Raw genomic sequence first — 25191 nt, forward strand, 5'->3', positions numbered from 1 at the left:
TATTGAAAGGATGAAAAAAGCCTGACAGAAAATTGTCAGGCTTTTTTTTGCATTGAATAAACCGTTAGGTTCTGAAATTATTGATGTTACTCATCATATCGTCAGAAAGGGCTTTCAGTTCCTCAGCACGCGTGGCGCTGTCGGAAGCCAAGGCAACCAGCTCAGTAGCGCTTTGTTGAATGTCTGCGGTATTTTGATTGACCTCCGCTGTGACACTAGTCTGCTCTTCTGTTGCTGTGGCAATCTGTGCGGCTCGATCGTTGATCATAGCAACCGATTGTTGAATTTGATCCAAGCTCACTTTGGCTTGGTTCACGTCTTTAACACTGCTTTCCGCTTTGTTGTGGCTCAGTTGAATTTTCGTCACCGCATCCTTGGTAATGCCCTGTAAGGCTTCAATCATAGATTGAATTTCCTCAATGGAGCTGTAGGTGCGTTGCGACAAAACACGTACTTCATCTGCGACCACGGCAAAGCCACGACCTTGTTCACCGGCACGAGCCGCTTCGATCGCCGCATTCAATGCCAGTAAGTTGGTTTGTTCGGCGATTTCTGAAATTGTGGTCAATATGGTGTTAATGCCATCCGCATTGTGACTCAAGTTGTTAATGACTTCGGCCACTTCCTGAATGTCGGCGGCTAAGGCTCGAATACTGTTCTGACTCTTCTGGACTTGTTGTTGACCAAGGTTGCTTGACGCTACCGTTTCATCGGCATTATTCGCAGTATTGGTGGCATTACTGGCAATTTCTTGTGTGGCTTGCGCCATTTGATGAATCGCCGTCGCCACCATAGAAATGTTGCCTTGTTGTTCGCCAAGTTTTTTCGCACTTTGCTGTGATGAGCGATGCGAAGCATTGGCTTGATCCGATAATTGCACGCCAATTTTTTTCAGGTGTGAAATGGTGCTGTGTAACAAGGCGACGAAATGGTTGAAGTTATTCACCAGCTCGGCAATTTCGTCCTTTGAATTCGTCGTCAGGCGTTGTGTGAGGTCACCGTTACCGTGGGCGATCTGTTCTAAACTGTCGGACACACGACGTAAATCTTTCAGTAAGATACGAGAAATTTGCATGACCACCAAATACGCCAATACCAACAAAACAATCACGGCAATAATGATATTGATACCGAGATTATAAAGTGGTTTGTCAAGAGTGTTTTTGTCCATCATCAAACCTAGTACCCAAGGGCTGTTTTGAATCTTGCTGGCATACATCAGAACCTGTTGTCCTTGAATGTCCAGGTTTGCAAAACTTGCCTTAGAGCGTGCAGAAGTGAAGAAACTCTTGTTTAAGGTGTCTGACAATTCCGTCGCGTCTTGCAAAATAAGCGACTTATCAGGGTGAGCAATGATTTTACCTGTGCCATCAAAAAGTGTGCTGTAGCCATTGCCAGCGACTTTCATGGCGGTAATTTTGCTCAGTAAATCATCCAAAAATACGAGGCCACCAATGGCACCAACAAATTTTCCTTTGACTTTAATGGGCGCTACAAAGGTCATGGACAATTTTTTAGTGGACGCTGAAATATAAGGTTCGGTGACATAAGCTGCGCCTTTGCTTTTGGCATCTTTATACCAGCTGCGAACGCGGGGGTCGTAATCGGCACTGTTCAGCGAGGGATCGTGACGATACATGGCGCCGTTTTCCAAACCTAAAAAAGTCATACCAAAACTTAAGCTGGTTTGGGCTTGTTGTAAGATATCGAGAATTTGTTGTTCATTAACTTCTGGATTGGCAGACAGCGCCGCTTCAATTTTTTGCTTGATAGCAAGCATGGTATTGGCGCGATCTTCCGACCAAGTATTAATGTAGGTGGAAATGGTATCGGCTTGTGCGCTGGTTTCTGATTCCACGCGACTTTTATTACTGCTGGTAAAGTCATAAAAGGATACGCCGCCGACTCCAATGGCAACAATAATAGCTACTATGATGGCTTGCAGCATGATTTTAGTTTGTAGCGAAAGGTGCATCGTTTGCTCCTGTATGAGTGTGTTTGACCTTGCGGTCTTATTTTGTGTTGTCCTTATTCCTTTGAAATTATTATTTTTCTTTCGCAATCATTCGATTTTATTATGGGTTTAACTTCTGTCTTATATTGCTCTAGCAAAGTCCTTTCTGTTAGCTGACAGCCTCCTTAGCCTATGTTACTGTGCGCGGCTTTGACTTGTTTGTAACGTGATTTTAATAGGTGAATCTGATGATTTGTGGTTTCGATTATGGCACCTCTAACTGTGCTTTAGGTGTGATGGCTGATCAGCAAGTGCGCTTGCTGCCACTGGAAGCGAATAACGCTTTTTTGCCATCCACCTTGTACGCTCTTGATCGAGACCTGATCACCGAATTCGTAGTGCATCATATGCCCTTTGAAGATCAACGCCAAGCCTTAATTGATGGGCGTCAAGCGGTATTGAACCGAGCCCAAAGAGTACGCCGTGAAGAGGATATTAAGTCGTCGGATCAAACCTTGTTTTTTGGCCGCGCGGCGTTTGCTGAGTATTTTGAGTTTCCTGAGGAAGGCTATTTTGTTAAATCACCCAAATCTTTCTTAGGCAGCTCAGGACTGCGAAAACAACATACGGATTTCTTTGAAGATGTGGTCACTTGCATGATGCAAAACGTCAAGCGCTCGGCAGAAGCACAGACTGGTCAAACTTTGACGCATGCCGTGATAGGTCGTCCTGTGAATTTTCAGGGAATAAACGCTGAGCAAAGTAACCAACAGGCGTTGCAAATATTAACCACTGCCAGTCATCGCGCAGGCTTTAAATCGGTTGAGTTTTTGTACGAACCGATTGCCGCGGGGTTGGATTTTGAGACCAAACTTGAGGCTGATAAAACGGTATTGGTGGTAGACATAGGCGGTGGTACGACAGACTGCGCGATGGTAAGAATGGGGCCAAGTTATCGCGACAAGTTAGAGCGTAAAGCGGACTTTCTGGCTCACACCGGTGAGCGAATTGGTGGCAACGATTTGGATATCAATATCGCGGCTAAGCATTTTATGCCTTTGTTTGGTATGGAATCGCCTTTGAAAACGGGCTTACCCATGCCAACACAGATTTATTGGAATGCGGTGATGACCAACGATGTCACCGCCATGACCACATTTAACAGTTTACAGAGTGAGCAACAAATTGAAGACCTGATGCGTGACGCCAAACAGCCAGGGTTATTAGAGCGTTTCGCTCGCATGCGTGAAAATAAGCAAAATTTCCACATTGTTCGTAATGCAGAGGAGGGTAAAATTGCACTTTCTCAACAGCAAAACCATACCATTCATCTGGATTATATTGAGGCAGGTTTGTTGCTGGAATTAGAACGACAAGCGGTGGCCTTGTCTATTGCCACACCTTTGCAGAAAATGTTGGTACTGATGAGCCAAGCGATAGAACAAGCGAGAGAGCAGCCTGATCTTATCTACATTACTGGTGGTTCTGCGCAATCTCCTATTATCCGTGCGGCCATTGAGGAGCGCATTGGTCAGGTGCCAGTGATAGATGGCGATCACTTTGGTAGTGTCGCAGCGGGATTGACTGTATGGGCGGAGCGTTTGTTTCGTTAATTAATAACCGATAACGAGGGAGTGACCCATTGTTACAAGCCATTAAAGAGCAAATTCGAAGCCTGTTTTCTTGGAGTGATGTAAAACGCCCTTGGCATATTGCCGTTATTGCGGCCATTTGTGTTGGTATTCCCCCTTTTATAGGTGCCGCTACAGACCAGTTTGCTTTAGCTACCCTTGCCAGTTTGGGCGGCATGGTGATTCTGTATTTGCCCAAAACTCGAACGGCGCACCGCATGGTAACTCTCGCTATGTGTTCCTTTGGTTTTATGTTGTGTTTCAGTGTGGGCGCTCTTTTCAGTTTTAATGCTTACACCGCTGCTTTCGCTCTGACAGTGATGTCATTCGGAGCGATTTTGATAACACGCTATTATTTCCTACCACCACCGGGCAGTTTTTTCTTCATATTGGTGACGGCCTTAGCCATCTATTTGCCTTTCGATTTAAGTCACTTACCAAGAAATGTCGGCATGGTGGCCTTGGGAGGTATGTTGGCTTGTGTGATTGCTTTTATTTATAGCTTGATGATAGGCGCAAACGATCTACCACAGACGAAAGTGGTGACGGATCCTCGGGTAAACGCCATCTTATTAGAGGCGTCATTGGTTGGATTCTTTATCGGTTTGTCTTATCTGATCGCGACTTGGTTGCAATTGGCCAATGCGTTATGGGTGCCGATTTCTTGTGCCGCCGTCTTACAAGGAGCCACCTATCGTATGATTTGGCACAGAAATGTACATCGTATTATTGGTACTGTCATTGGTATGGGGCTGGCTTGGTGCGTGTTTGTTATGCAGCCAAATTATTGGCATTTGGCTTTTTTTATGCTTTTGTTCCAGCTATTGATTGAGCTGCTGATTGTTAAAAATTACGGTGCAGCAGTGATTTTTATTACACCTTTAACTGTCATTATGTCTGAGTTTACCAGCGCTAATATGTCGCCAGAATTGCTATTGCAGCATCGCTTGGTGGACATCTTTATTGGCAGTACCATAGGGATTATTGGCGGTACTATCTTCCATCGAACCTCTTTGCTTAAACGCATCGAAGTGAGAATGAACGAACGTAGCTCTTTGTCTGGTCGTCGCCCCTCTATTGACTGATCAATGAGTGTTTTTTATACCCAATTTGGCTTTTGCGGTCTTCCATAAAACCAGCCTTGATGATAGCGAATATCTAGGCTGGTGATTCTATCCCTGTCTTCCCGGTCTTCAACGCCCTCGATGATGCAGGGGATATTGAGGGTTTTGAAAATCTCAATGAAAGGCACCAAAAACTCACCATTTTTGGATTTAAGAATGCTCTTATCAATCTTGATGAAATCAAAGTCAAACTCAAAAATGTATGAGAAGTTTGAAAAACCAGAGCCAAAATCATCCAAAGCAAAACGATAGCCCAGCGCTTTGAGCATTTTTATGGTCTTTTGAATTTTTTCTCTGCTGAGGAATAAATCTTCGTCTTCTGTGATTTCTATGATGATCTCTTGGCGTTGTTTTACTTCAATGGAAGACAAATAGTTTGTTATACGACTATCAATCAAATGCTTAGCAGAAAGATTAATATGGAAGTTTTTACAGGCAAACTGCTCACGTTCAATGGATAATTTGTTGAGTTGCCATAAGGTATGATCAATATAAAGGTTGTGTTTTTTTATGTTGTTTATTAAATCTATCGCGTGTGGCTGATCATGATGACGGGTGAATATTTCATAGGAAAATATCTGACCATTTTGAGCATCTATGATGGGTTGATAGACATTAAAAAAACTATCAGAGTAAATTTTTCGTTTGAGTTTTTTTCTGTCTGATAAAAAGGTTAGGAATGGAATAGAGATAAATTGAAAAAATAAAAAGGATAAGACAAAGGTCGATATATAGAAGACGAAGGACGGATTAATATCTTGTCTATATTGATAGGCATAATACAAATTATCTATGTATTGCGAAGGCATTTCGCGGTAATTGATCGCCAATTTGCTACCAAGTGGTTGCGTATCAATTTTGATGTTCTGTAACAGGTTTTCAATCGACTTGTGCTTGATGAGCGCATTAAACTCAGTGTCTTGCGAAGATTTTTTTACTACGTATATTTTTTCATTATAGATATTGGAAATGTGCGGACCGGAAAATACAAAGCCATCGTGTGCTTCAGGATTGCGCACCTGTACATTAGTTTCTCCCCAAGAGCTGCAAATCAGGGTACCGGTAATTTCTCCCGCTTTGACTATGCCAATTTCGATCACACCATCTATGTTAAAAATGGATTTGCGCATGTTATTCAGCACTTGGGTGGAGCATTCGCCAGTGAATAAATAAGACGTATCGTCTAATACCTTGGTAATAGAGAAGAGTAAGTTTTCAAGAAAGGCAATTTGCTTTTCATTGTCTTTGACTAGTTGTTTTGAGGCCTGTGAAGATAACCGTTGGCACTCGGCCTCGCCAAGCAAGAAAGACAAGCCAAGGGCACACACTAGACTCATTAATAAAATCTTCACTTTCCTTTGTGGCATTCTGACTCGCGAACTTAACAATAAGAAGATTCTTAAATTTTAGTAAGTTGGCCATTGATGAAAAAGTATCTTTTTGTGACTGAAACGCCGAGTTACTCCTGTTTTATTCAACAAGGATTGAAGCTTTATCCATACATACAAAGAAATCTCAATGTATTTCAGTTGGTTATATCTTTTTGAGCTGAGCATAATAATGTCTCCAAATGAAGATGATAGTTAATAATGGCTTAATTTCGGTAACGAAAAATTACATCATATGCGTTAGTTTCTTATTCTTTATAGTTTTTTTGGCTAAATTTGGGACGTTTTGCATTGAAAAATTGCCTCTGTGGATCAGAGGCGGTACTCTCTCTAGCGATTGCTTTGTGCGAGTAAGTTACAGACGATCAGGTTGTGAAGGTGTTGGAAGTGATCATTATTGCTGACGATGAAACGGGAATTAGGTGCAAAGCCTAAACTGCCCCCGCAACGGTAAATCGGTGTTCTTATGAGATTGTCTTCCACTGCGTAAGTGGGAAGGAAGGAGATCCTTATCATGAGAGCAAAACAAGCCGATGAGTCCGGAGACCGGCCTTCATGTAACGCTGCAGTAGCAGTTTGTGGTTTTGTTCATACGGGTGAGTGTGACAACTATGAGGAGGCACAAGAGTGCATATTGAACCGGGCGTCGTTGATGGCGCAAAAATGGTATTGAGTTATGGGACCGCTTTGGCGGCAGCAGGATTAACCCTGAAGGCAGCGGTTGATGTCATTAAACAAGTTGGCATTTCATCCTTATTGGGGCGAAGTTTGATCACCAGTTTGTTGGTATTTATTTTCTTTGAGGTGTTACCTCATCAGGCCGTTGGCGTATCCGAAGTGCATTTCATACTGGGCTCAACTCTGTTCTTGATGTTTGGCGCTGGCGCTGCTGCGATTGGTTTAGCTTCGGGCTTGCTGATACAAGGATTGTTTTTCGCACCATTTGATTTACCGCAATATGGTATGAACCTTACTAGCTTGTTATTGCCTTTGTTTGCCATGTCTATGGTCGCAAAGCGTATCATTCCAAAGGGAACGGCGTATGTGGATCTTCAATACAAGCAAACTCTGCAATTGTCATTAATCTACCAAGGTGGCATTGTGGCTTGGGTGGCATTTTGGGCTTTTTATGGGCAAGGTTTTGGTGCCGAGAATTTGAGTTCAGTCGCGAGCTTTGGCTTGGCTTACATGAGTGTTGTGTTACTGGAACCATTGCTTGATTTAGCTGTTCTCGCGGGCGCAAAAAGCGTACAGGGTTGGAAAGATTCAGCGCTTTTTGAAACGCGCTTATATCACTAAGCTTTACTGTTAAGTTTAAGTCACGAGCGGCAGAGATTTTTGATCATCTGATCTATCATGCCGCTCAAATCCTCTTTGTCTAAGTAAATCCCATCCAAATACAATCTTGCTAAGCCGTGTAAGCTGGCCCAAGTGGTTTGACCTATGCGCAATGGACTATTGTCGGCAGGCAATATTTTTTCTTGTTGCAGTTTTTCTACCCAATCAATCCAGGTTTTAAAGGTTTGTCGTGAGGCGGCTTTCAGGCTGTCACTAGGTTGACCTGCTTTCCAAATTGTTCGCCCGTACATGAGGTCGTAGGTCTCACTGTGTTGTTGAGCGTATTCAATATACAAATGAACATACTGACGAAACAATGCAAGGTTAGGCAAGGATTTCTCTATTAATTGACACAGTTGTTTTTCTTGCTCGTAAAAACCTTTCTCCGCTAAAGCACACAGCAGAGCATTTTTGTCTTTGAAGTGATGATAGGGCGCGGTGCGGGATACACCAACCACATCTGCCAATTTGCGCATGCTTAAATTCTCAACGCCTTGATTTTTAATGATGTCGGATGCGGCTTCCAGCAGAGACTTAGTAAGATCACCGTGGTGGTATTTTTTTAGATTCGTCATGGCGAAAGATTATTATCCGAGAAACTTGACAATGTCAAAATGAAAATCTATCTTGACGGTGTCAACATTGCTTGCGGGCAGCAGCAATAAGGTTATCACTCAGTCACAATAATAAGAGAGTCGCTTATGAGTCATGCAATTTACCCACACTTGTTTGAGCCTTTGGATCTTGGTTTTACGCAATTAAAAAACCGCGTATTAATGGGCTCTATGCACCTTGGCCTTGAAGAAGTGAAAGGTGGTATTGAACGTATGGCAGCCTTTTATGCTGAACGAGCGCGTGGTGGTGTGGCCTTAATTGTGACTGGGGGTATTGCACCTAATACGGAAGGCGTGGTTTACGCTGGAGCGGCTATCATGGGGTCTGAGAAAGACGTGGCTGAGCATAAAATCATTACTGACGCGGTGCATCAAGAGGGTGGAAAAATTTGTATGCAAATTCTGCATACGGGTCGTTATTCTTATAACCCTAAACTGGTGGCGCCTTCCGCCATTCAGGCCCCCATCAATCCATTTAAGCCGCAAGCTTTAACAGAAGAAGGCATCGAGAAGCAGATAGATGACTTTGTGAATGCCGCTCAATTGGCTAAGCAAGCCGGTTATGATGGTGTGGAAATCATGGGTTCGGAAGGTTATTTTTTGAACCAATTTATTGCCGCTCGTACTAATCAACGTGACGATGAATGGGGAGGTGAATATGAGAATCGTATGCGTCTGCCTGTGGAAGTGGTGCGCCGTGTGCGTGACGCAGTAGGTGAAGCCTTTATTATTATTTATCGTTTGTCTATGTTGGATCTTGTGGAAGGCGGTAGCACGCTTGAGGAAGTGGTAGAGCTCGGTTTAGCGATTGAAAAAGCGGGTGCCAGCATTATCAGTACAGGTATAGGTTGGCACGAAGCGCGAGTACCGACTATTGCCACCAAAGTACCTCGTGCCGCTTTCACTTGGGTTACAGCGAAATTAAAACAGTCTCTTAATGTGCCTTTGGTCACTTCTAACCGAATTAATGCGCCCGATGTGGCCGAGGAAGTGTTGGCTCGCGGTGACGCCGACATTGTTTCCATGGCACGACCTTTCTTGGCGGATCCAGAATTTGTGATCAAGGCAGAACAAAATCGTGCCGATGAGATCAATACTTGTATTGCTTGTAATCAGGCGTGTTTAGATCATGTGTTTGAAAACAAGCTGACATCTTGTTTGGTGAACCCACGTGCCTGTCATGAAACGGAATTATTGATCACCCCAACGGCTCAAACGAAACGCTTAGCTGTAGTAGGGGCTGGCCCGGCCGGTTTGGCGTTTGCGACTACCGCAGCGAAGCGTGGTCATGAGGTCACCTTGTTTGATGCTGCCGGTGAAATTGGCGGTCAGTTTAATATTGCTAAGCGTATTCCGGGTAAAGGCGAGTTTTACGAAACTCTGCGTTATTTTAAGCGTCAGCTGGAATTAACCGATGTAAAATTGCGGCTTAATACTCAAGTTGATGCTGTCATGCTTAATCAAGCAGAGTTTGATGAGGTCATCTTGGCGACGGGTATCTTGCCTAGAACACCAGGCATTGAAGGCATAGACCATCCGAAAGTATTGAGTTATTTAGATGTGATGGCGGGTCAGTCCGTTGGTGAGCGTGTTGCCGTGATTGGTGCAGGTGGCATAGGCTTTGATATATCAGAATATTTGCTTCACACAGAGGTCCATAAGACACAGAAAATTGCCGACTTTATGTCTCAGTGGGGGGTGGACATGAGCTTATCTGCCCGAGGTGGGGTGGAAGGGGTGAAGCCCAGTTTTGAGTCTGCACAACGTGATATTTTCTTATTACAACGTAAGAAGACTAAGGTGGGAGCAAATCTAGGCAAGACGACAGGTTGGATTCACCGCACTGAATTGCTTAAAAAAGGTGTGACTTTCTTGTCGAGTTGCGAGTATCACAAAGTAGATGATCGTGGTTTGCACCTCTCTGTTGATGGCAAAGAGCAAGTATTGGATGTGGATAATGTGATTATTTGCGCTGGTCAGGAATCAAATCGTTTGTTGGAGAAGGGCCTGCAAAAACCGGTTCATTTAATTGGCGGTGCCAGTGTCGCATCTGAGTTAGATGCTAAACGTGCCATTAACCAAGGCACAAGACTGGCAGCAAGTATTTAGCACCAGTCGCTTTTTAATTAGCGCTATGATGAAAAAGCCTCATTATTGTGAGGCTTTTTCATTTGGCTCGCCGGTTTTCAATAAACGCAATAAATCTTCTCGTTCGAGGCTATTTTTTAACGCCAAATCCAAACGGTATTGATATTGGCTATTCCAGTCTGCGCTGTCAGGCGTGATGCGAGATAAATCGTCCATGGCAGACTTCATTACTTTTAAATAAGACTGAATATTCTCTTCTTGATTGATCAGGATGTTTTTAAGCGCTGTGGCACTACTGTGGCGTAAATAGAGTTTCAGCTCTTCTGTAGTCGCTTCGATCTTATCGATTTGAGTGCTGTATTTTTTCTGTGCGTTTTGAACATCCGTGATACGAGCATCGTATTTGCTCAAGGTAGCATCTATTTCAGCATCATTACTGCTTGAACTGATTAAAAAAAAGCTTACGCCAGAGGAGGCGCCAACGCTCAAGATAAAACAGAGCAATACAGGTAATAAAACGCTTTTGGGCTTTTGGCCACTGGTATTATCAGATGAATTATCGGCATTTGATTTCATAACATTTCTTATCTTCACTATGGTGGATGATGGTAAAAACAATGCTTTTTATTCTAAGTGATTTTATCTGTTTTGGGGAAAATTCTCGTTGAATTTCGCTGAGGTGGTTTAGTTTTTGAGCCAGTAGACGTAGAATGCGCACGGCATTGGCTAGGCCTGCTCAATAACCAAGTAAAATAGTCAGGTAAATACTTGACCAAAATACTAGGTTTTGTGTATTATCTCGGCTTACAGAAAAGTATTAATTGGATAGCTTATGCGTCTTACAACGAAAGGTCGCTATGCAGTAACCGCCATGCTTGATCTGGCATTACATTCGACTCATGGGCCAGTTTCTTTGTCGGATATTTCTGAGCGACAGGGGATTTCCCTATCTTATCTTGAGCAATTGTTTTCCAAGCTGCGTAAGCAGTCTTTGGTCATCAGTGTGCGTGGGCCGGGTGGCGGCTACCGTTTGAGCCGTGCGAATCAGGACATTTATGTTGCGCAAATTGTGGATGCGGTTAATGAATCGGTGGATGCCACTGGCTGTAAGGGCAGTAGCGACTGCCAAAGTGGTCATACCTGTTTAACGCATCATTTATGGTGTGATTTGAGTGATCAGATTCACGATTTTCTCAGTCAGATCAGTCTGGAACAGCTAGTACGACGTAAAGATGTACGACAGGTTGCGGAACGTCAGGATCTGGAAAGCCGATCATTGGGCTTTGACAGCAGTAAAATTAGTGCGGCTATTCTAGATTAGGCAATCGATTAATTAATTGTGTGAAGCGAATAGAAACAGTACTTGTTTCGCGTTTCAAGAATGAGTGAGTTTTATATGACAGAGCAGATAGATAAGGCGCTGGCGAGGGAATACGAAGCCGGATTTGTATCTGATATTGAATCAGAAACATTTAAGCCCGGATTAGATGAAGATGTCATTCGTCGTATTTCGCAAATGAAAGGTGAACCTGAATGGATGCTCGAATGGCGTTTGAGTGCCTTCCGTGATTGGTTAAAAATGGAAGAGCCAGAATGGGCGCTGGTGGATTATCCGAAAATTGATTTTCAGGCCATCTCTTATTATTCGGCACCGAAAAGTATGAAGGATAAGCCTAAGTCTCTGGACGAGGTTGATCCTGAATTGTTGCGTACTTATGAAAAACTGGGTATTCCATTGATCGAGCAGCAAATGCTGGCTGGTGTTGCGGTGGATGCGGTTTTTGATTCTGTTTCTGTGGTAACCACCTTCCGTGAAAAGTTAGAAGAAGCGGGAGTCATCTTTTGCCCAATTTCTGAAGCCGTACACAAATATCCTGAGTTAGTGAAAAAATACTTAGGCAGTGTGGTGCCGAAAAAAGACAATTACTACGCAGCTTTAAACTGTGCTGTATTCACTGACGGCTCTTTTGTTTACATTCCAAAAGGCACTCGTTGTCCAATGGAGCTGTCTACCTACTTCCGTATTAACGAGCAAAATACCGGTCAATTTGAGCGTACCCTGATAGTCGCTGATGAAGGTAGCCACGTGAGTTACCTTGAAGGTTGTACGGCACCACAGCGTGATGAAAATCAATTGCACGCAGCCGTGGTGGAACTGGTTGCTTTGGACAATGCCGAAATCAAATACTCAACGGTACAAAACTGGTATCCAGGTGATGAGGAAGGCAAAGGCGGCATTTACAACTTTGTGACCAAGCGTGGTGTGTGTCATACCAATGCGAAAATTTCTTGGACGCAAGTGGAAACGGGCTCTTCTGTCACTTGGAAATACCCAAGTTGTGTGCTGAAAGGCGACAACAGTATTGGTGAATTTTATTCCGTTGCCTTGACCCGTGGCCGTCAGCAGGCGGACACAGGTACCAAGATGATTCACCTAGGTAAAAATACCAAGTCGACCATCATTTCTAAAGGTATCTCGGCAGGCAAAAGTAACAACAGTTACCGTGGTTTAGTCCGAATGAATCCGGGTGCTGAAGGGGCGCGTAACTTTACTCAGTGTGATTCTTTATTGATTGGTGATCAGTGTGGCGCACATACCTTTCCTTATGTCGAAAGTCGCAACCCATCTGCAATTGTTGAGCACGAAGCCACTACGTCAAAAGTGAGTGACGAGCAAATGTTCTTGTGCCAGCAACGTGGTCTAGACCCTGAGAAAGCCGTTTCTATGATTGTGAATGGCTTCTGTAAAGAGGTCTTTAAAGAATTACCGATGGAATTTGCCGTAGAAGCTGGCAAGTTACTAGAAATTAGCCTTGAAGGCTCTGTAGGTTAAGGAATTGTTAGCAATGTCGAATTTATTGTCGATCAAAGATCTTCACGCCAACGTAGAAGACAAGAACATCATCAAGGGCTTAAATCTGGAAATCAAACCAGGTGAAGTACATGCCATTATGGGGCCAAACGGAGCAGGTAAAAGTACCATGGGCTATGTGCTATCTGGACGAGATGGCTACTCTGTTGAAAGTGGTAGCGTTACCTTGGATGGGGAAGATCTATTGGAAATGGAAACAGAAGAACGTGCCCGTGCAGGCCTTTTCTTGGCGTTCCAATACCCAGTTGAAATCCCAGGCGTGAGCAATTTGGAATTCCTTAAGGCTGCAGTGGATGCACAACGTGAAGCACGTGGTGAAGAGCCTGTCACTTCTGCTGATTTCTTAAAAGAAGCAAAAGCGGCTTGTAAGCAAGTGAATCTTCCTGTTTCTTTCTTGAAGCGTGGTGTTAACGAAGGCTTCTCAGGTGGAGAGAAAAAACGCAACGAACTCATGCAGATGCTGCTGTTGAAACCGAAAGTATGCATCTTGGATGAAACGGATTCCGGTCTGGATATCGATGCCTTGCAAGTGGTGGCTGAAGGGGTGAACAGCCAACGTTCTGATGATCGCAGTTTCATTGTAGTGACTCACTACCAACGTCTTCTAGACTATATTAAGCCAGATTTCGTACACGTATTGTCCGATGGCAAGATTGTTAAATCGGGTGACGCTTCATTGGCCCATGAGCTGGAAGCGCAAGGTTATGCCTGGTTGCAAACGGCACCAGCTGAAGACGAATTAGAGGGCTAAGACATGAGTGAATGGTTAGCAAATGCCATTGCTCGTGGGCAAGAGCAGCAAGACTGGTTGGCGTTAAAACGTCGCCATGCCCTTGATTTGCTTGCAACCACTCAATGGCCTTCGCGCAAAACAGAAGCTTGGCGTTACACGCCTCTGCGTTCTGTGGAGCGCTCTAATGCCAAAGTGATGTCGGCAGTAGCCGATTTGACTCCCGTGACAATTGCCAATGTGACACCACTTGAGTTGGTGTTCGTCAATGGTCAATTTGATGCGCTACAGTCCAGCAATGACTTACCAGAAGGTTTGTCCGTGCAGTTAGGGCAAGAACTTTCTAAGGCGCAGCAAGCACAGGCTTTGCAGGCGTTCTCAAGCATTAAACCTGAGCGTCATTTGTTTGGTTTAGTCAATGATGCTCTGGCACAGGACGTGGTGATCGTCAATGTGGCTGAAAACGCCAAGATCGAACAAGTGTTGCGCATCAGTGCTTTGGTCAGTAAGGGGGCGGAATCCCATACGCGAGTTTTAGTGCGTTTGGAAAAAGGCGCAAGCTTGGCCGTTATTGAAGACATTCAAGGTCAAGGTGAAACACTAAGTACAGCTTTCGTGGAATACGATGTGGCAGCGGATGCTCGCTTGGAACATTACCGCTTTGCTTTGCAGACAGGATCGAACCTGTCCATTGGTGGAAGTCATTTCCAGCTGAGTGATAGGTCCAAAATGCACAGTACCATTGTGGCATTTGGTAGTGATTTATCGCGTTTGGATACCGACATCATTCACGCTGGCGAATACGCGGATGCCAAGCTAAATGCTATGCACTTGTTGGATGGTAAAGAGCTGTTTGATCTACATGCTACTGTGGAGCATGCTATGCCAAATGGCACCACAGAAGAAAATGTGCGAGGCATTGTTGCTGATCAGGCTCGTGCGGTATTTAACGGTCGTATTCACATTCATCGTGATGCACAAAAGACCTTGGCGGAATTGAATAACCGCAATTTATTGATGTCTGATAAAGCAGAAATCAACACTAAACCAGAGTTGGAAATCTACGCAGATGACGTGCGTTGTGCACATGGTGCAACGGTCGCTGAAATTGATAAACAGGCATTGTATTACCTGCAAACCCGTGGTGTGAGCAAGTCCAAAGCTCAAGTGATGTTGAACTTCGGTTTTATTAACGAATTAATTGATCTCATGCCGAATGAAGACTTAGCGGAATGGATTCGACCTGTTATCCGTGAGCGCTTTGCGCAAATGGAAGTCAAGTAAGCGAGGAAAGAATGAGTTTTGATGTTTCCGCCATTCGCGAACAGTTTCCTATTCTAAAGCGCGAAATTGATGGTAAACCTTTGGTTTATCTTGATAACGCGGCTACGACACAAAAGCCGCAGTGTGTGATTGATGCCTTGGTGGATTACTACACAAGTTGTAACTCGAATGTGCACCGTGGTGCTCATCGATTAGCGGATGAGGCGACGCGTCGCTTTGAAGCGGCTCGGGACATTGTTAAAGACTTCATTAATGCGCCCAAACGTGAAGAAGTTATTTGGACAACAGGCACCACCGAAGGCATTAACATTATTGCCAATGGCTTGGGAAAGTTACTGCAACCGGGCGACGAGGTGATTGCCACGGGCATGGATCATCATGCTAATTTGGTGACTTGGCAACAAGCTTGTAAAGCCTCAGGTGCAAGCTTAAAAACCGTGCCTGTCACTGATGAGGGTGAGCTTGATCAAGCTGCCTATGCACAGATGCTTGGTGAGAAGACGAAATTCGTTGCCATTCCTCACGTGTCGAACGCGCTGGGTACAGTGAATCCTGTGCAACAGATGACGGCTCAAGCCAAACAAGTGGGAGCATGGGTACTGATAGATGGTGCGCAAGGTGCGACACATGGTTGGGTGGACGTGCAAGCCATAGGTTGTGACTTCTATGTTTTCTCTGCTCATAAACTCTATGGTCCGATGGGGATAGGTGTATTGTGGGGAAAAGAAGCTGTGTTAGCTGACTGGCCAGTTTGGCGCACCGGTGGCGAGATGATTGCAACAGTTACTCTGCAAGACGCGACTTGGAATGTCTTGCCCTACCGTTTTGAGGCAGGGACACCGAATGTCGCCGATGCCATTGCCATGGGGGAAGCCATTCGTTGGTTTACTGCCTTGGATCAGGAAGCGGTTGCAGCTCATGAAAAAGCCTTGTTGGATTATGCCACTCAGTTGGCGAATGAATTTGAAGGTTTGACCATTATCGGTAAGGCCAAACATAAAATTGGCGTGTTGAGCTTTGTGTTGGATCAAGGCCATCCAGCAGACATTGGTTTCTTATTGGACCGTCAAGGCATTGCGGTACGCACAGGGGATCATTGTGCTCAACCCTTAATGGCACGTTTTAATGTGCCGGGCACGGCGCGTGCATCCTTTGCGATTTATAACACGTTAGAGGAAGTGGATGCCTTGTTTGCCGCCCTGAAAAAAGTGCGCACTATGTTGGCGTAGGAGGTTTTATGACTGTTGCGACATTTAATCCAGATTCTAGTGTGTCTTTGACACCGAAAGCAGAGCAATACTTTGCTTCAAAATTGGCGAAATTGCCGGGCAATGTGATTCGTCTCAGTACCAAGGAAAGCGGTTGTACTGGTTTTGCTTATGTATTGGATATTGTTGAGCAAGCACAAGAACAAGATACTATTTTAACCTTTGGACAAGTGACTTTGGCAGTGGGAGCAGATTCCATGGCCATGCTGAAAGGAACGGAAATTGATTTGGTGCGCGAAGGCGTGAACCAGGTTGTGAAATTTAATAATCCAAATGTCGTAGCTGAATGTGGCTGTGGCGAAAGCTTTAGTGTGAGTTAAATTTCATGCAAAAAATGGTTGTGACACAGCGGGATTGTCCTGCTCGACGTGTGCCTAGCGGTGAGCCCGCGGTGATTCCTGAAGGTCAGTTTATTAGCATCAATCAAAGCTTAGGCGGCAATTATACTGTGACTTGGCAAGGCAATATGCTACGTATTGATGGTACGGATGCCGATGCCATAGGTCAGCAAGCTGAAGTCTTAAGCTTTGCAGATTTAGGTTCTTCTGACATTAATGAAGAGCAAGTGTGGCAAGCCTTAGATACGGTTTACGATCCTGAAATCCCGATTAGTTTGGTTTCTTTAGGCTTGGTCTATGACGTGGCTCTGGATCAGGCGAATAAAAGGGTATTGATCAAGATGACTTTAACGGCACCGGGTTGCGGTATGGGGCCTGTGTTGGTCAGTGATGTTAAGTATCGAGTTGAGAAGGTACCTAATGTTGAAGAGGTCAAAGTGGATCTGGTATTTGACCCACCTTGGTCACGTGACATGATGAGTGAAGAAGCGCAATTAGAAGCCGGCTTGTTTTTTTGATTCGATTCTAAAAGACGGTTTTCTGAGCAGGATAGCAACGACTTTAATGGTATCATTAAGGTCGTTTTTATTTTTAAATGTTGCCATTGAGCAGCCACGGTTGAGAGGGTATATGTCTTTACCAAGCACAGATGACATTATTGATGATCTTTCTTTTTTTGATGATTGGGAAGATAAGTACAAATACATTATTGATTTAGGTAAGTCCTTGCCTGAATTTGAAGAGCAGTGGCGAACACCTGAGCGTTTGGTGAAAGGTTGTCAAAGCAGTGTGTGGATTCAGCCGGGTAATGCACAAGATGCTGAAAGAGGGGAAGTGCTGACCTTTGCAGTTGACAGTGATGCCATTATTGTACGTGGCTTATTGGGGCTGGTGTTGGCGGCATTTGATCATAAAACACCACAGGAAATTGTTGATTTTGATATTGCTCACTATTTCTCTGAGTTGGATTTGGAACGTCATCTTAGTCCAACCCGCGGTAATGGCTTGCGATCCATTGTAACGCGCATTCAAGGGATAGCGCAGGCGGCAGCGTAAAGAAGTGGAAAGAAACTCAATGAATATTCCAGTGTATTTAGACAATTCAGCCACCACGCCAGTGGATTCAAGAGTTGCTGAAAAAATGATGGCCTGTCTGACCCAAGACGGGAATTTCGGTAACCCTGCTTCGCGCTCACATATGTATGGTTGGCGCGCGGAAGAAGCGGTTGAAGAAGCGCGTTTGCAGGTGGCGAGTCTTATTAATGCTGATGCGCGAGAAATTGTTTGGACATCCGGGGCGACAGAGGCGAATAATCTGGCTTTAAAAGGTGTCGCGCATGCGTATCGTCAAAAAGGCCGTCACATCATTACTTCCATGATAGAGCACAAAGCGGTACTTGATCCTTGCAAACAGCTTGAAAAAGAGGGTTTTGAGGTTACTTACTTGCAGCCAGATGTGCATGGTGTGATTTCGCCTGAGCAAGTACAAGCAGCGATCAAAGAAGACACCATTTTAGTTTCCTTAATGCATGGCAATAATGAATTGGGTGTGTTGACGGATATTGCGGCGATTGGCCAATTGACCCGTGAAAAGGGGATATTTCTGCATGTTGATGCAGCGCAAACCACAGGCAAAGTGGCGATTGATGTGAATGCGATGAAGGTGGATCTTATGTCACTTACGGCGCATAAAACTTATGGCCCAAAAGGCATAGGCGCATTGTTTGTTCGTCGTTCACCTAAGGTTAAGTTGGAAGCGCAAATTCATGGCGGTGGTCATGAGCGCGGTATGCGCTCTGGTACTTTAGCAACTCACCAAATTGTCGGTATGGGAGAAGCTTTTCGTATTGCTGCCCAAGATATGGACAGTGATTGTGAGCGTATTAAAGGGTTACGCGAACGTCTATGGAAAGGTTTGCTGGAAATAGGTGGTGTCCACTTAAATGGTGATGCAGAACAACGCGTAGCAGGTGTGATTAACGTGGGTTTTGATCAGGTGGATGGTGAGGTGCTGCTTATGTCATTGAGTGACATTGCGGTCTCTTCTGGTTCCGCTTGTACTTCTGCCAGTCTTGAACCTTCTTATGTACTTCGGGCTTTGGGCTTAGAGGATAATTTGGCACACAGTTCATTACGTTTGTCGGTTGGTCGTTTTACGACTCAAGAAGACGTAGACTTTGCAGTCGAGACGATTAGCAAGGCAGTTACTGCGCTAAGAGCGGCCTGAGTAAAGAAAAAAGCGTGGAAATCGAAAAAATATCTTAGTTTGAGCATACAATTTTCATAAATTGATGCGTATAATCCACGCGCTGAAACTTTTAAGTCCTGGGTCATGGCTTTTATGGTTTTCGTCAAATTAGCCATCACCCATTAAAAATAAATTTGGAGTTATATCATGGCGTTAGAACGCACTCTATCTATCATTAAGCCGGATGCGGTAGCGAAAAACGTAATCGGTGAAATCTACACTCGTTTCGAGCGTGCTGGTTTCAAAATCGTTGAAGCAAAAATGATTCAACTAGACGACGAATTGGCTGGCGGTTTCTACGCTGAGCACAAAGAGCGTCCTTTCTACAAAGATTTGGTCGCTTTCATGACATCTGGTCCTGTTGTGGTTTCTGTTCTTGAAGGTGAAGGTGCGGTTCTTCGCCATCGTGAACTAATGGGTGCAACTAACCCTAAAGAAGCAGCTGCTGGCACTTTGCGTGCTGACTACGCAACTTCTATTGATGCTAACGCTGTACACGGTTCTGACTCTGTTGAATCTGCTGCACGCGAAATTTCTTACTTCTTCGGTAAGTAATTGACAGCTTGAGCCTTTTTGCTCAAAGCATTTAAAAAGGCGGGCATTAGCCCGCTTTTTTACAGAGGCTTCTGAAAAGAAAATCCTTTTCAGAGGCTTTTTTCGTTTACACTTAATGCTATTACGGCAAGCGATTTGGAATTATGACTGACACCAACAAAGTAAACCTACTGGGTTTATCTCCAACTAAACTGATTGAATTCTTCGAATCCATCGGTGAGAAAAAGTTTCGCGCCACTCAGGTGATGAAATGGATTCATCAGAAAGGAGCGGAAAGCTTCGATGAAATGACGGATGTCAGTAAGGCGTTACGTGCCAAGCTTGAGACCATTTGTGAAATTCGTGCGCCGGAAGTGGTGTCGCAGAATATTTCCAAAGACGGGACACGTAAATGGATCATTCGTACCGAAGGCGGTAAAAATGATTGCGTGGAAACCGTATTGATCCCAGACGGTGATCGCGCCACTTTATGTGTTTCGTCGCAAGTGGGTTGTTCACTGGATTGCAGTTTTTGTTCAACGGGGAAGCAGGGCTTTAACCGAAATTTGACGCCTGCTGAAATCATTGGTCAGTTGTGGATCGCCATAAAATCCTTTGGTCCGATGGATCCTAATGGACCGCGTCGTGTGACCAATGTGGTAATGATGGGCATGGGTGAGCCTTTGATGAACTTCGAGCCAGTCGTGGATGCAATGATTTTGATGATGCACGATAATGCATACGGTCTGTCAAAACGTCGAGTCACCTTGAGTACGTCAGGCGTGGTACCTAAAATCTATGAGTTGATTAAGCGTACCGATGTGTCTTTGGCTATTTCATTGCATGCGCCGAATAATCCATTGCGTGATGAATTGGTGCCGATTAACCGAAAATATCCCATTGCTGAGTTATTGGAAGCTTGCCAGCATTATCTTGCCAATCTACCTGATAAACGTCATATCACCATTGAGTATACCTTGATGTCAGGTGTGAACGATAATGAAGAACAGGCTCTTGAATTGGTAGAATTACTAAAAGATTTGGAATGCAAGGTTAACCTGATTCCGTTTAATCCATTTCCACATTCAGGTTACGAAAAACCTTCCAATAACCGCACACGTCGTTTCCAAAAAATCTTAGCTGATGCTGGTTATACTGTAACGGTTCGTACCACTCGCGGAGATGATATCGATGCCGCTTGTGGTCAATTGGTAGGGGATTTCCACGATAAGACTCGCCGTAGTCAGAGATATATTGAGTTACGCGAAATATCTGGTTAATGCACACTCAAGTTAATAAATGGATAAGACAAGGATGTCTTTATGCCACAACGAAAATGGGCTTGGCTGTTGTTCTGGGTTTGGCTAACAGCTTGTTCTGATAAATATTCTCACCAAGCAACCCGCTTGCCTTTAGATAAGCGTTTGTCACTTATTCAGACGCACTTATTACTTGGTCAGTTTTCACTTGCTAAACAGGAGTTAGAGCGAATAAAAGAGGCGGATCAGTTAAGGGAATACTGGCGATTAAGCAGTTTATATTGGCTAACGCTAAAGGATTTTGAAATGGCTGAAAAGGTTTCGAAAGAGGGATTAAAAAGATATCCAATGGATGCTTTTTTACTCAATAATTATGGTGTGCTATTGGGAACAAAAAAACATTGGAAAGAAGCCTGCGAACTTTTTCAACAAGCTGAGCAAGTGGCATTGTTACCTCGCCAATCTGTACAAATAAATCTTTCGCGCTGTGCCTTACGTCAGGAAGACGTAAATTTAGCCAAGAAGCATATAGTAAGAGCAAAAGAAATCGCAGATTTGCCAGTTATAGGTTTGCTGACTGAGCTCAATCTTGTTTTAATACAAGGTAATAATGACAAAGCTCGTATAATTTTTAATAATATCCAAGCTCAGGCCAACATCGCTCTAGGATGGGCGCATTTTAATGAGTTTACCTGTTTGTCCAAGTATATAAATCGACACGAGGATGACGCGGCACAGTACTCATATGCGAGTGATTTTACATGCCTCAATGGCTCAAGGTATTGACATGACAACTGATAAGCAACTAGACACTCCTTTTGATAAAGAAAGTTTTGATAAAGAAGGTTTTGAAAAAGAAGGTTTTGAAAAAGATAGTTTTGAACAAGACAGCACTGTGGATAATTTGACATCGAACACTGAAGAAACAACATCCGATTTGGCAGCACATTCGCTAAATACTGAGACTACAGATGCAAACGAAACAAAAATAACAGTTGAACAAGATGACCCTCAAATCCTAGATGAAGTGGATCCTACTATTACAGAAGAGAATAATCTTGACAATAAAATGCTTGATGAAGACGCCTTAGCTGAACATCAAATACTAGACATTGGTGAAACATTAAGAACCAAACGTGAAGAATTAGGTCTGGATTCGCGTCAGGTGGCAACTGAACTCAAGTTCACCATAGACCAAGTGAAAGCGCTGGAAGATAATCATTTCACTTTTTTCCGTTCCATGACATTTGCCCGCGGCTTTTTGAAAAGTTATTGCCGTCTGTTGGACATCGACAACAAAGATATCTTAGCGGCATTCGATCAGCGTCAATCTCAGGGTAAGCCGAGCATTCAACCAGTTGATAAAGTCGCTCAAAAACAGTCCCACCTTGGTGATCCTATCGTCATCTTTATATCCGTAGTGATCATTGCCGTCTTGCTCTTCTTCGTCTTTTGGTGGCCATCGCAGAATTCCGCTGAGGCTATTGGTGAGGCAGATGCGCCTGTTGCAGTAGAACAACAGCAAGCAGCAAGTGAAACGACTCAAAGTAACGAAAGTACACCTGGTGTTGCGGAGCCTGAAAATACTGAGCCTAAAGAGCAGGCGCAGTCAGTGGCAAGCATTCAACAGGCGGAAACTCAGCAAACGCAAACAGATGTGGAAGAGGTTTCTGCCAATAGTCAGTCAGAGACGAATCAGCCAGAGACGAATAATGTGGTAACAGGTTTGTCTCCTGAAACGGTGGCGTTATTTGAACAAGAGGGTATAAGTCCTGATGAAGTGGTCAAGGCCACGCAGGAGAAAATAGAAGCGCCTGTTGAGCAAAGTGTACAAGCTTTCTATTTGGATGATATTGAAATTACCTATGATGATGATTGCTGGACAGAGATTCGTGATGCGAGTGGTAAGATTTTGTTTTCCGGTGTAAAAACGGCTGGTAGCGAGTTGTCTTTAACTGGCGAAGCACCATATCGAGTGGTGTTCGGTTATTCAAGAGGGGTTTCCTCATTGAAGTTCAAAGGCCAAGCATTTGATTTTTCACCTTTCGTTCGCCAAGATTTGGCTCGCTTTGAGCTCAAGTAGAGAAAGATATGCATTTTGAATCACCTATAAAACGTCGCCATTCCCGTCAGATTATGGTTGGGGATGTGCCAGTTGGCGGTGGTGCGCCAATCAGTGTTCAGAGTATGACGAACACAGAAACCTGTGATGTAGAGGCAACGGTAGCGCAGATTCGAGCCATAGCTGAAGCGGGAGCAGATATTGTTCGTGTATCAGTGCCTTCGATGGACGCTGCAGAAGCTTTTAAGCAAATTCGCCAAGCGGTTTCTGTTCCCTTGGTTGCAGATATTCATTTTGACTACAAGATTGCTTTGAAAGTGGCCGAATACGGTGTGGATTGTTTGCGAATTAATCCGGGTAATATAGGTAACAAAGATAGGGTGCGTTCTGTTGTAGACTGCGCTCGTGATAAAAATATTCCGATACGTATCGGTGTCAATGCTGGCTCTCTTGAGAAAGATTTGCAAAAGAAATACGGTGAACCCACTCCTGATGCTCTGGTGGAGTCTGCGTTCCGTCAAATTCAGTATTTTGATGAACTGGATTTCCATGAATATAAGTTGAGCTTAAAAGCATCGGATATTTTCATGACGGTTGAAGCCTACCGTAAAATTGCTTCACAGATAGATAATCCTCTCCACCTTGGTATCACCGAGGCCGGTGGTTTACGTTCGGGTACGGTAAAATCTTCCATTGGCCTTGGCTTATTGTTGATGGATGGTATAGGTGATACCTTGCGTGTGTCTTTGGCGGCCGATCCAGTGCAAGAAATTAAAGTAGGTTGGGACATGTTGCGCAGTTTGAAATTGCGTAATCGTGGCATTAACTTTATTGCTTGTCCTAGTTGTTCACGTCAGAATTTTGATGTTATTAAAACCATGAACGAACTAGAAGAACGTTTAGAAGACGTCACCATTCCAATGGATGTGGCGGTAATTGGTTGTGTGGTGAATGGCCCAGGTGAAGCTAAAGAGGCTGATATTGGTTTAACTGGCGGTACCCCGAACAATCTGATTTATCAAGACGGTAAGCCTGATAGTAAAACCAAAAACCTGTCATTGGTGGACGATCTAGAGAAAAAAATTCGCGAGAAGGCCATTCTTAAAGAGCAAGAAATGGCCAACATTATTGCTAAAAGTTAAGGATCCATAGTGGCTCGTAAAATTCAAGCGATCCGAGGGATGAATGATATCCTTCCTGATCAATCTTCTGTCTGGTTGTATCTAGAAAAGACAGTTGCCGATGTTGTTAAGTCTTACGGTTATCAACAAATTCGTTTTCCTATTGTGGAAAATACGGATTTGTTTAAGCGTGGTGTGGGTGAAACAACAGATATAGTTGAGAAAGAAATGTACACCTTTGAGGATCGTAATGGTGAGTCTTTGACTTTGCGTCCTGAGGGTACAGCCAGTTGTGTGCGTGCAGCTGATCAAGCCGGTTTGTTATTTAACCAAGTACAGCGTCTGTGGTACACAGGCCCTATGTTTCGCTATGAGCGTCCGCAGAAAGGTCGTTATCGTCAATTCCACCAAATTGGTGTGGAGTCATTCGGCATGGCAAGTGCAGACATAGATGCTGAATTGATCATTTTATCCGCTAAACTGTGGCAGCAATTAGGCTTACTAGAGCAGGTTGAGTTGCAGTTGAATACCATAGGTTTGGCGTCAGAACGAGAAGCCTTTAAAGCCAGCTTGGTTGACTATCTAACTGAATTCAAAGAAGAGTTGGACGAGGACAGTCAGCGTCGTTTGACCACCAATCCATTGCGTATCTTGGATTCAAAAGATGCTAAGACACAAGACGTCTTAAAAAATGCGCCCAGTCTTGATGATTTCATTGGTGAAGAATCGCGAGCGCACTTTGATCGCTTGCAAGCCATTCTGACCGCTAATGGTGTGCCTTTTGTGATTAATAATCGCTTGGTTCGCGGTTTGGATTATTACGGTAAGACAGTATTTGAATGGGTGACAAGCCATTTGGGTGCACAAGCTACCGTTTGTGCAGGTGGACGTTATGATGGTTTGGTTGAACAGCTTGGTGGTAAAGCGACACCTGCGGTGGGGTTCGCCATGGGTGTTGAGCGTCTTATCCTGTTATTGGAAACCCTAAATCTGGTGCCTGAAGAAGCGCAATACCGTACAGATGTGTTTATCATCAGCTTGGGTGAAGAAGCTGAAATCGCTTCAACAGTGTTGGCTGAACAGATTCGAAAGGCCAATCCAGAATTGGTGGTATTGCGTCATTGTGGTGGCGGAAACTTCAAGAACCAAATGAAAAAAGCCGATCGTTCAAATGCCCGTTATACCCTGATTATGGGGCAAGACGAAGTAGACCAAAGTATTTGCCAGATGAAAGATATGAAAACGGGTGAGCAAATAGCTATTGCATTGGTAAATTTACCAGAGCATTTGGTTACGAGTTTAAAAAATATATAAAGCTTAGCGTGGAATAGACGCCAT

The 25191-nt window shown here is 44.1% G+C and carries 23 protein-coding genes and 1 riboswitch; of the genes, 19 read left to right on the forward strand and 4 right to left on the reverse strand.

Annotated elements, in window-relative coordinates:
- Positions 1-64: 64 nt before the first annotated feature.
- Positions 65-1975, reverse strand: a complete 1911-nt coding sequence (locus tag ABXS85_RS17140; RefSeq protein ID WP_353667741.1) for a methyl-accepting chemotaxis protein — start codon at positions 1973-1975, stop codon at positions 65-67.
- Between the two features lie 227 nt (positions 1976-2202).
- On the opposite strand from ABXS85_RS17140, the gene yegD reads away from it, so the two are divergent.
- Positions 2203-3567, forward strand: coding sequence for a molecular chaperone (gene yegD / locus ABXS85_RS17145; RefSeq protein WP_353667742.1), 1365 nt, complete (start codon positions 2203-2205; stop codon positions 3565-3567).
- Between the two features lie 29 nt (positions 3568-3596).
- On the forward strand, positions 3597-4670 hold the full coding sequence (locus ABXS85_RS17150) for an FUSC family protein (protein ID WP_353667743.1): 1074 nt from the start codon (positions 3597-3599) through the stop codon (positions 4668-4670).
- A 14-nt stretch (positions 4671-4684) separates the two neighbouring features.
- Here ABXS85_RS17150 and ABXS85_RS17155 read toward each other — a convergent pair whose 3' ends face one another.
- A complete protein-coding gene (locus ABXS85_RS17155) occupies positions 4685-6046 on the reverse strand; it encodes an EAL domain-containing protein (protein WP_353667744.1) in 1362 nt (453 codons plus the stop codon).
- Between the two features lie 410 nt (positions 6047-6456).
- Positions 6457-6667, forward strand: a riboswitch (cobalamin riboswitch).
- Between the two features lie 57 nt (positions 6668-6724).
- Here ABXS85_RS17155 and ABXS85_RS17160 point away from each other — a divergent pair.
- Complete coding sequence (locus tag ABXS85_RS17160; RefSeq protein WP_353667745.1) at positions 6725-7396, forward strand: energy-coupling factor ABC transporter permease; 672 nt, start codon at positions 6725-6727, stop codon at positions 7394-7396.
- A gap of 20 nt (positions 7397-7416) precedes the next feature.
- On the opposite strand, the gene ABXS85_RS17165 is transcribed toward ABXS85_RS17160, so the two are convergent.
- Positions 7417-8010 (reverse strand): TetR/AcrR family transcriptional regulator, encoded by a 594-nt coding sequence (locus ABXS85_RS17165; protein WP_353667746.1) that lies wholly within the window; start codon positions 8008-8010, stop codon positions 7417-7419.
- Positions 8011-8136: 126 nt separating this feature from the next.
- Here ABXS85_RS17165 and ABXS85_RS17170 point away from each other — a divergent pair, with 126 nt between their 5' ends.
- Entirely contained in the window at positions 8137-10158 is a 2022-nt protein-coding gene (locus ABXS85_RS17170) for an NADPH-dependent 2,4-dienoyl-CoA reductase (protein WP_353667747.1), read from the forward strand.
- Between the two features lie 42 nt (positions 10159-10200).
- Here ABXS85_RS17170 and ABXS85_RS17175 read toward each other — a convergent pair whose 3' ends face one another.
- Positions 10201-10713: a hypothetical protein gene (locus tag ABXS85_RS17175; protein WP_353667748.1), complete on the reverse strand. Its 513-nt coding sequence runs from the start codon at positions 10711-10713 to the stop codon at positions 10201-10203.
- A 256-nt stretch (positions 10714-10969) separates the two neighbouring features.
- Between ABXS85_RS17175 and iscR the strand changes: the two genes are divergently transcribed.
- The 15 genes from iscR to hisS all read left to right on the forward strand — a co-directional run bounded on the left by iscR (position 10970) and on the right by hisS (position 25167).
- On the forward strand, positions 10970-11458 hold the full coding sequence (gene iscR / locus ABXS85_RS17180) for a Fe-S cluster assembly transcriptional regulator IscR (protein ID WP_353667749.1): 489 nt from the start codon (positions 10970-10972) through the stop codon (positions 11456-11458).
- A 75-nt stretch (positions 11459-11533) separates the two neighbouring features.
- Entirely contained in the window at positions 11534-12970 is a 1437-nt protein-coding gene (gene sufB, locus ABXS85_RS17185) for a Fe-S cluster assembly protein SufB (protein WP_353667750.1), read from the forward strand.
- A 13-nt stretch (positions 12971-12983) separates the two neighbouring features.
- The gene (gene sufC, locus ABXS85_RS17190; protein ID WP_353667751.1) at positions 12984-13760 is read left to right on the forward strand and encodes a Fe-S cluster assembly ATPase SufC; all 777 of its coding nucleotides are present in this window, start codon (positions 12984-12986) and stop codon (positions 13758-13760) included.
- A gap of 3 nt (positions 13761-13763) precedes the next feature.
- Complete coding sequence (gene sufD, locus ABXS85_RS17195; RefSeq protein WP_353667752.1) at positions 13764-15023, forward strand: Fe-S cluster assembly protein SufD; 1260 nt, start codon at positions 13764-13766, stop codon at positions 15021-15023.
- An 11-nt stretch (positions 15024-15034) separates the two neighbouring features.
- Positions 15035-16252 (forward strand): SufS family cysteine desulfurase, encoded by a 1218-nt coding sequence (locus ABXS85_RS17200; RefSeq protein ID WP_353667753.1) that lies wholly within the window; start codon positions 15035-15037, stop codon positions 16250-16252.
- 8 nt (positions 16253-16260) lie between these two features.
- A complete protein-coding gene (locus ABXS85_RS17205; protein WP_353667754.1) occupies positions 16261-16611 on the forward strand; it encodes an iron-sulfur cluster assembly accessory protein in 351 nt (116 codons plus the stop codon).
- Between the two features lie 5 nt (positions 16612-16616).
- Positions 16617-17147 carry a putative Fe-S cluster assembly protein SufT gene (gene sufT / locus ABXS85_RS17210; RefSeq protein WP_353667755.1) on the forward strand — a complete coding sequence of 177 codons (531 nt, stop codon included), beginning with the start codon at positions 16617-16619 and terminating at the stop codon, positions 17145-17147.
- 112 nt (positions 17148-17259) lie between these two features.
- Positions 17260-17685: a SufE family protein gene (locus ABXS85_RS17215; RefSeq protein ID WP_353667756.1), complete on the forward strand. Its 426-nt coding sequence runs from the start codon at positions 17260-17262 to the stop codon at positions 17683-17685.
- A gap of 19 nt (positions 17686-17704) precedes the next feature.
- Positions 17705-18856, forward strand: a complete 1152-nt coding sequence (locus ABXS85_RS17220) for an IscS subfamily cysteine desulfurase (RefSeq protein ID WP_353667757.1) — start codon at positions 17705-17707, stop codon at positions 18854-18856.
- Positions 18857-19024: 168 nt separating this feature from the next.
- On the forward strand, positions 19025-19432 hold the full coding sequence (ndk, locus tag ABXS85_RS17225) for a nucleoside-diphosphate kinase (RefSeq protein WP_353667758.1): 408 nt from the start codon (positions 19025-19027) through the stop codon (positions 19430-19432).
- A 143-nt stretch (positions 19433-19575) separates the two neighbouring features.
- The gene (rlmN, locus tag ABXS85_RS17230; RefSeq protein WP_353667759.1) at positions 19576-20691 is read left to right on the forward strand and encodes a 23S rRNA (adenine(2503)-C(2))-methyltransferase RlmN; all 1116 of its coding nucleotides are present in this window, start codon (positions 19576-19578) and stop codon (positions 20689-20691) included.
- Positions 20692-20760: 69 nt separating this feature from the next.
- The gene (locus tag ABXS85_RS17235; RefSeq protein WP_353667760.1) at positions 20761-21456 is read left to right on the forward strand and encodes a hypothetical protein; all 696 of its coding nucleotides are present in this window, start codon (positions 20761-20763) and stop codon (positions 21454-21456) included.
- Between the two features lies 1 nt (position 21457).
- Positions 21458-22753, forward strand: a complete 1296-nt coding sequence (locus ABXS85_RS17240) for a RodZ domain-containing protein (protein WP_353667761.1) — start codon at positions 21458-21460, stop codon at positions 22751-22753.
- An 8-nt stretch (positions 22754-22761) separates the two neighbouring features.
- Entirely contained in the window at positions 22762-23874 is a 1113-nt protein-coding gene (ispG, locus tag ABXS85_RS17245; protein ID WP_353667762.1) for a flavodoxin-dependent (E)-4-hydroxy-3-methylbut-2-enyl-diphosphate synthase, read from the forward strand.
- 9 nt (positions 23875-23883) lie between these two features.
- Positions 23884-25167, forward strand: coding sequence for a histidine--tRNA ligase (hisS, locus tag ABXS85_RS17250; RefSeq protein ID WP_353667763.1), 1284 nt, complete (start codon positions 23884-23886; stop codon positions 25165-25167).
- The last annotated feature ends 24 nt before the right edge of the window (positions 25168-25191 follow it).

Origin of the sequence: Marinomonas sp. THO17, assembly GCF_040436405.1 — a bacterium.
Lineage (GTDB): Bacteria > Pseudomonadota > Gammaproteobacteria > Pseudomonadales > Marinomonadaceae > Marinomonas.

Coding starts and splice junctions, on each gene's coding strand:
- ispG (WP_353667762.1), top strand. CDS start 22,762: ATGCATTTTGAATCACCTATAAAACGTCGCCATTCCCGTCAGATTATG.
- ABXS85_RS17155 (WP_353667744.1), bottom strand. CDS start 6,046: ATGAGTCTAGTGTGTGCCCTTGGCTTGTCTTTCTTGCTTGGCGAGGCC.
- ABXS85_RS17175 (WP_353667748.1), bottom strand. CDS start 10,713: ATGAAATCAAATGCCGATAATTCATCTGATAATACCAGTGGCCAAAAG.
- ABXS85_RS17240 (WP_353667761.1), top strand. CDS start 21,458: ATGACAACTGATAAGCAACTAGACACTCCTTTTGATAAAGAAAGTTTT.
- iscR (WP_353667749.1), top strand. CDS start 10,970: ATGCGTCTTACAACGAAAGGTCGCTATGCAGTAACCGCCATGCTTGAT.
- sufT (WP_353667755.1), top strand. CDS start 16,617: ATGCAAAAAATGGTTGTGACACAGCGGGATTGTCCTGCTCGACGTGTG.
- sufC (WP_353667751.1), top strand. CDS start 12,984: ATGTCGAATTTATTGTCGATCAAAGATCTTCACGCCAACGTAGAAGAC.
- sufD (WP_353667752.1), top strand. CDS start 13,764: ATGAGTGAATGGTTAGCAAATGCCATTGCTCGTGGGCAAGAGCAGCAA.
- yegD (WP_353667742.1), top strand. CDS start 2,203: ATGATTTGTGGTTTCGATTATGGCACCTCTAACTGTGCTTTAGGTGTG.
- ABXS85_RS17200 (WP_353667753.1), top strand. CDS start 15,035: ATGAGTTTTGATGTTTCCGCCATTCGCGAACAGTTTCCTATTCTAAAG.
- ABXS85_RS17215 (WP_353667756.1), top strand. CDS start 17,260: ATGTCTTTACCAAGCACAGATGACATTATTGATGATCTTTCTTTTTTT.
- ndk (WP_353667758.1), top strand. CDS start 19,025: ATGGCGTTAGAACGCACTCTATCTATCATTAAGCCGGATGCGGTAGCG.
- sufB (WP_353667750.1), top strand. CDS start 11,534: ATGACAGAGCAGATAGATAAGGCGCTGGCGAGGGAATACGAAGCCGGA.
- ABXS85_RS17170 (WP_353667747.1), top strand. CDS start 8,137: ATGAGTCATGCAATTTACCCACACTTGTTTGAGCCTTTGGATCTTGGT.
- ABXS85_RS17220 (WP_353667757.1), top strand. CDS start 17,705: ATGAATATTCCAGTGTATTTAGACAATTCAGCCACCACGCCAGTGGAT.
- ABXS85_RS17205 (WP_353667754.1), top strand. CDS start 16,261: ATGACTGTTGCGACATTTAATCCAGATTCTAGTGTGTCTTTGACACCG.
- rlmN (WP_353667759.1), top strand. CDS start 19,576: ATGACTGACACCAACAAAGTAAACCTACTGGGTTTATCTCCAACTAAA.
- ABXS85_RS17140 (WP_353667741.1), bottom strand. CDS start 1,975: ATGCACCTTTCGCTACAAACTAAAATCATGCTGCAAGCCATCATAGTA.
- ABXS85_RS17165 (WP_353667746.1), bottom strand. CDS start 8,010: ATGACGAATCTAAAAAAATACCACCACGGTGATCTTACTAAGTCTCTG.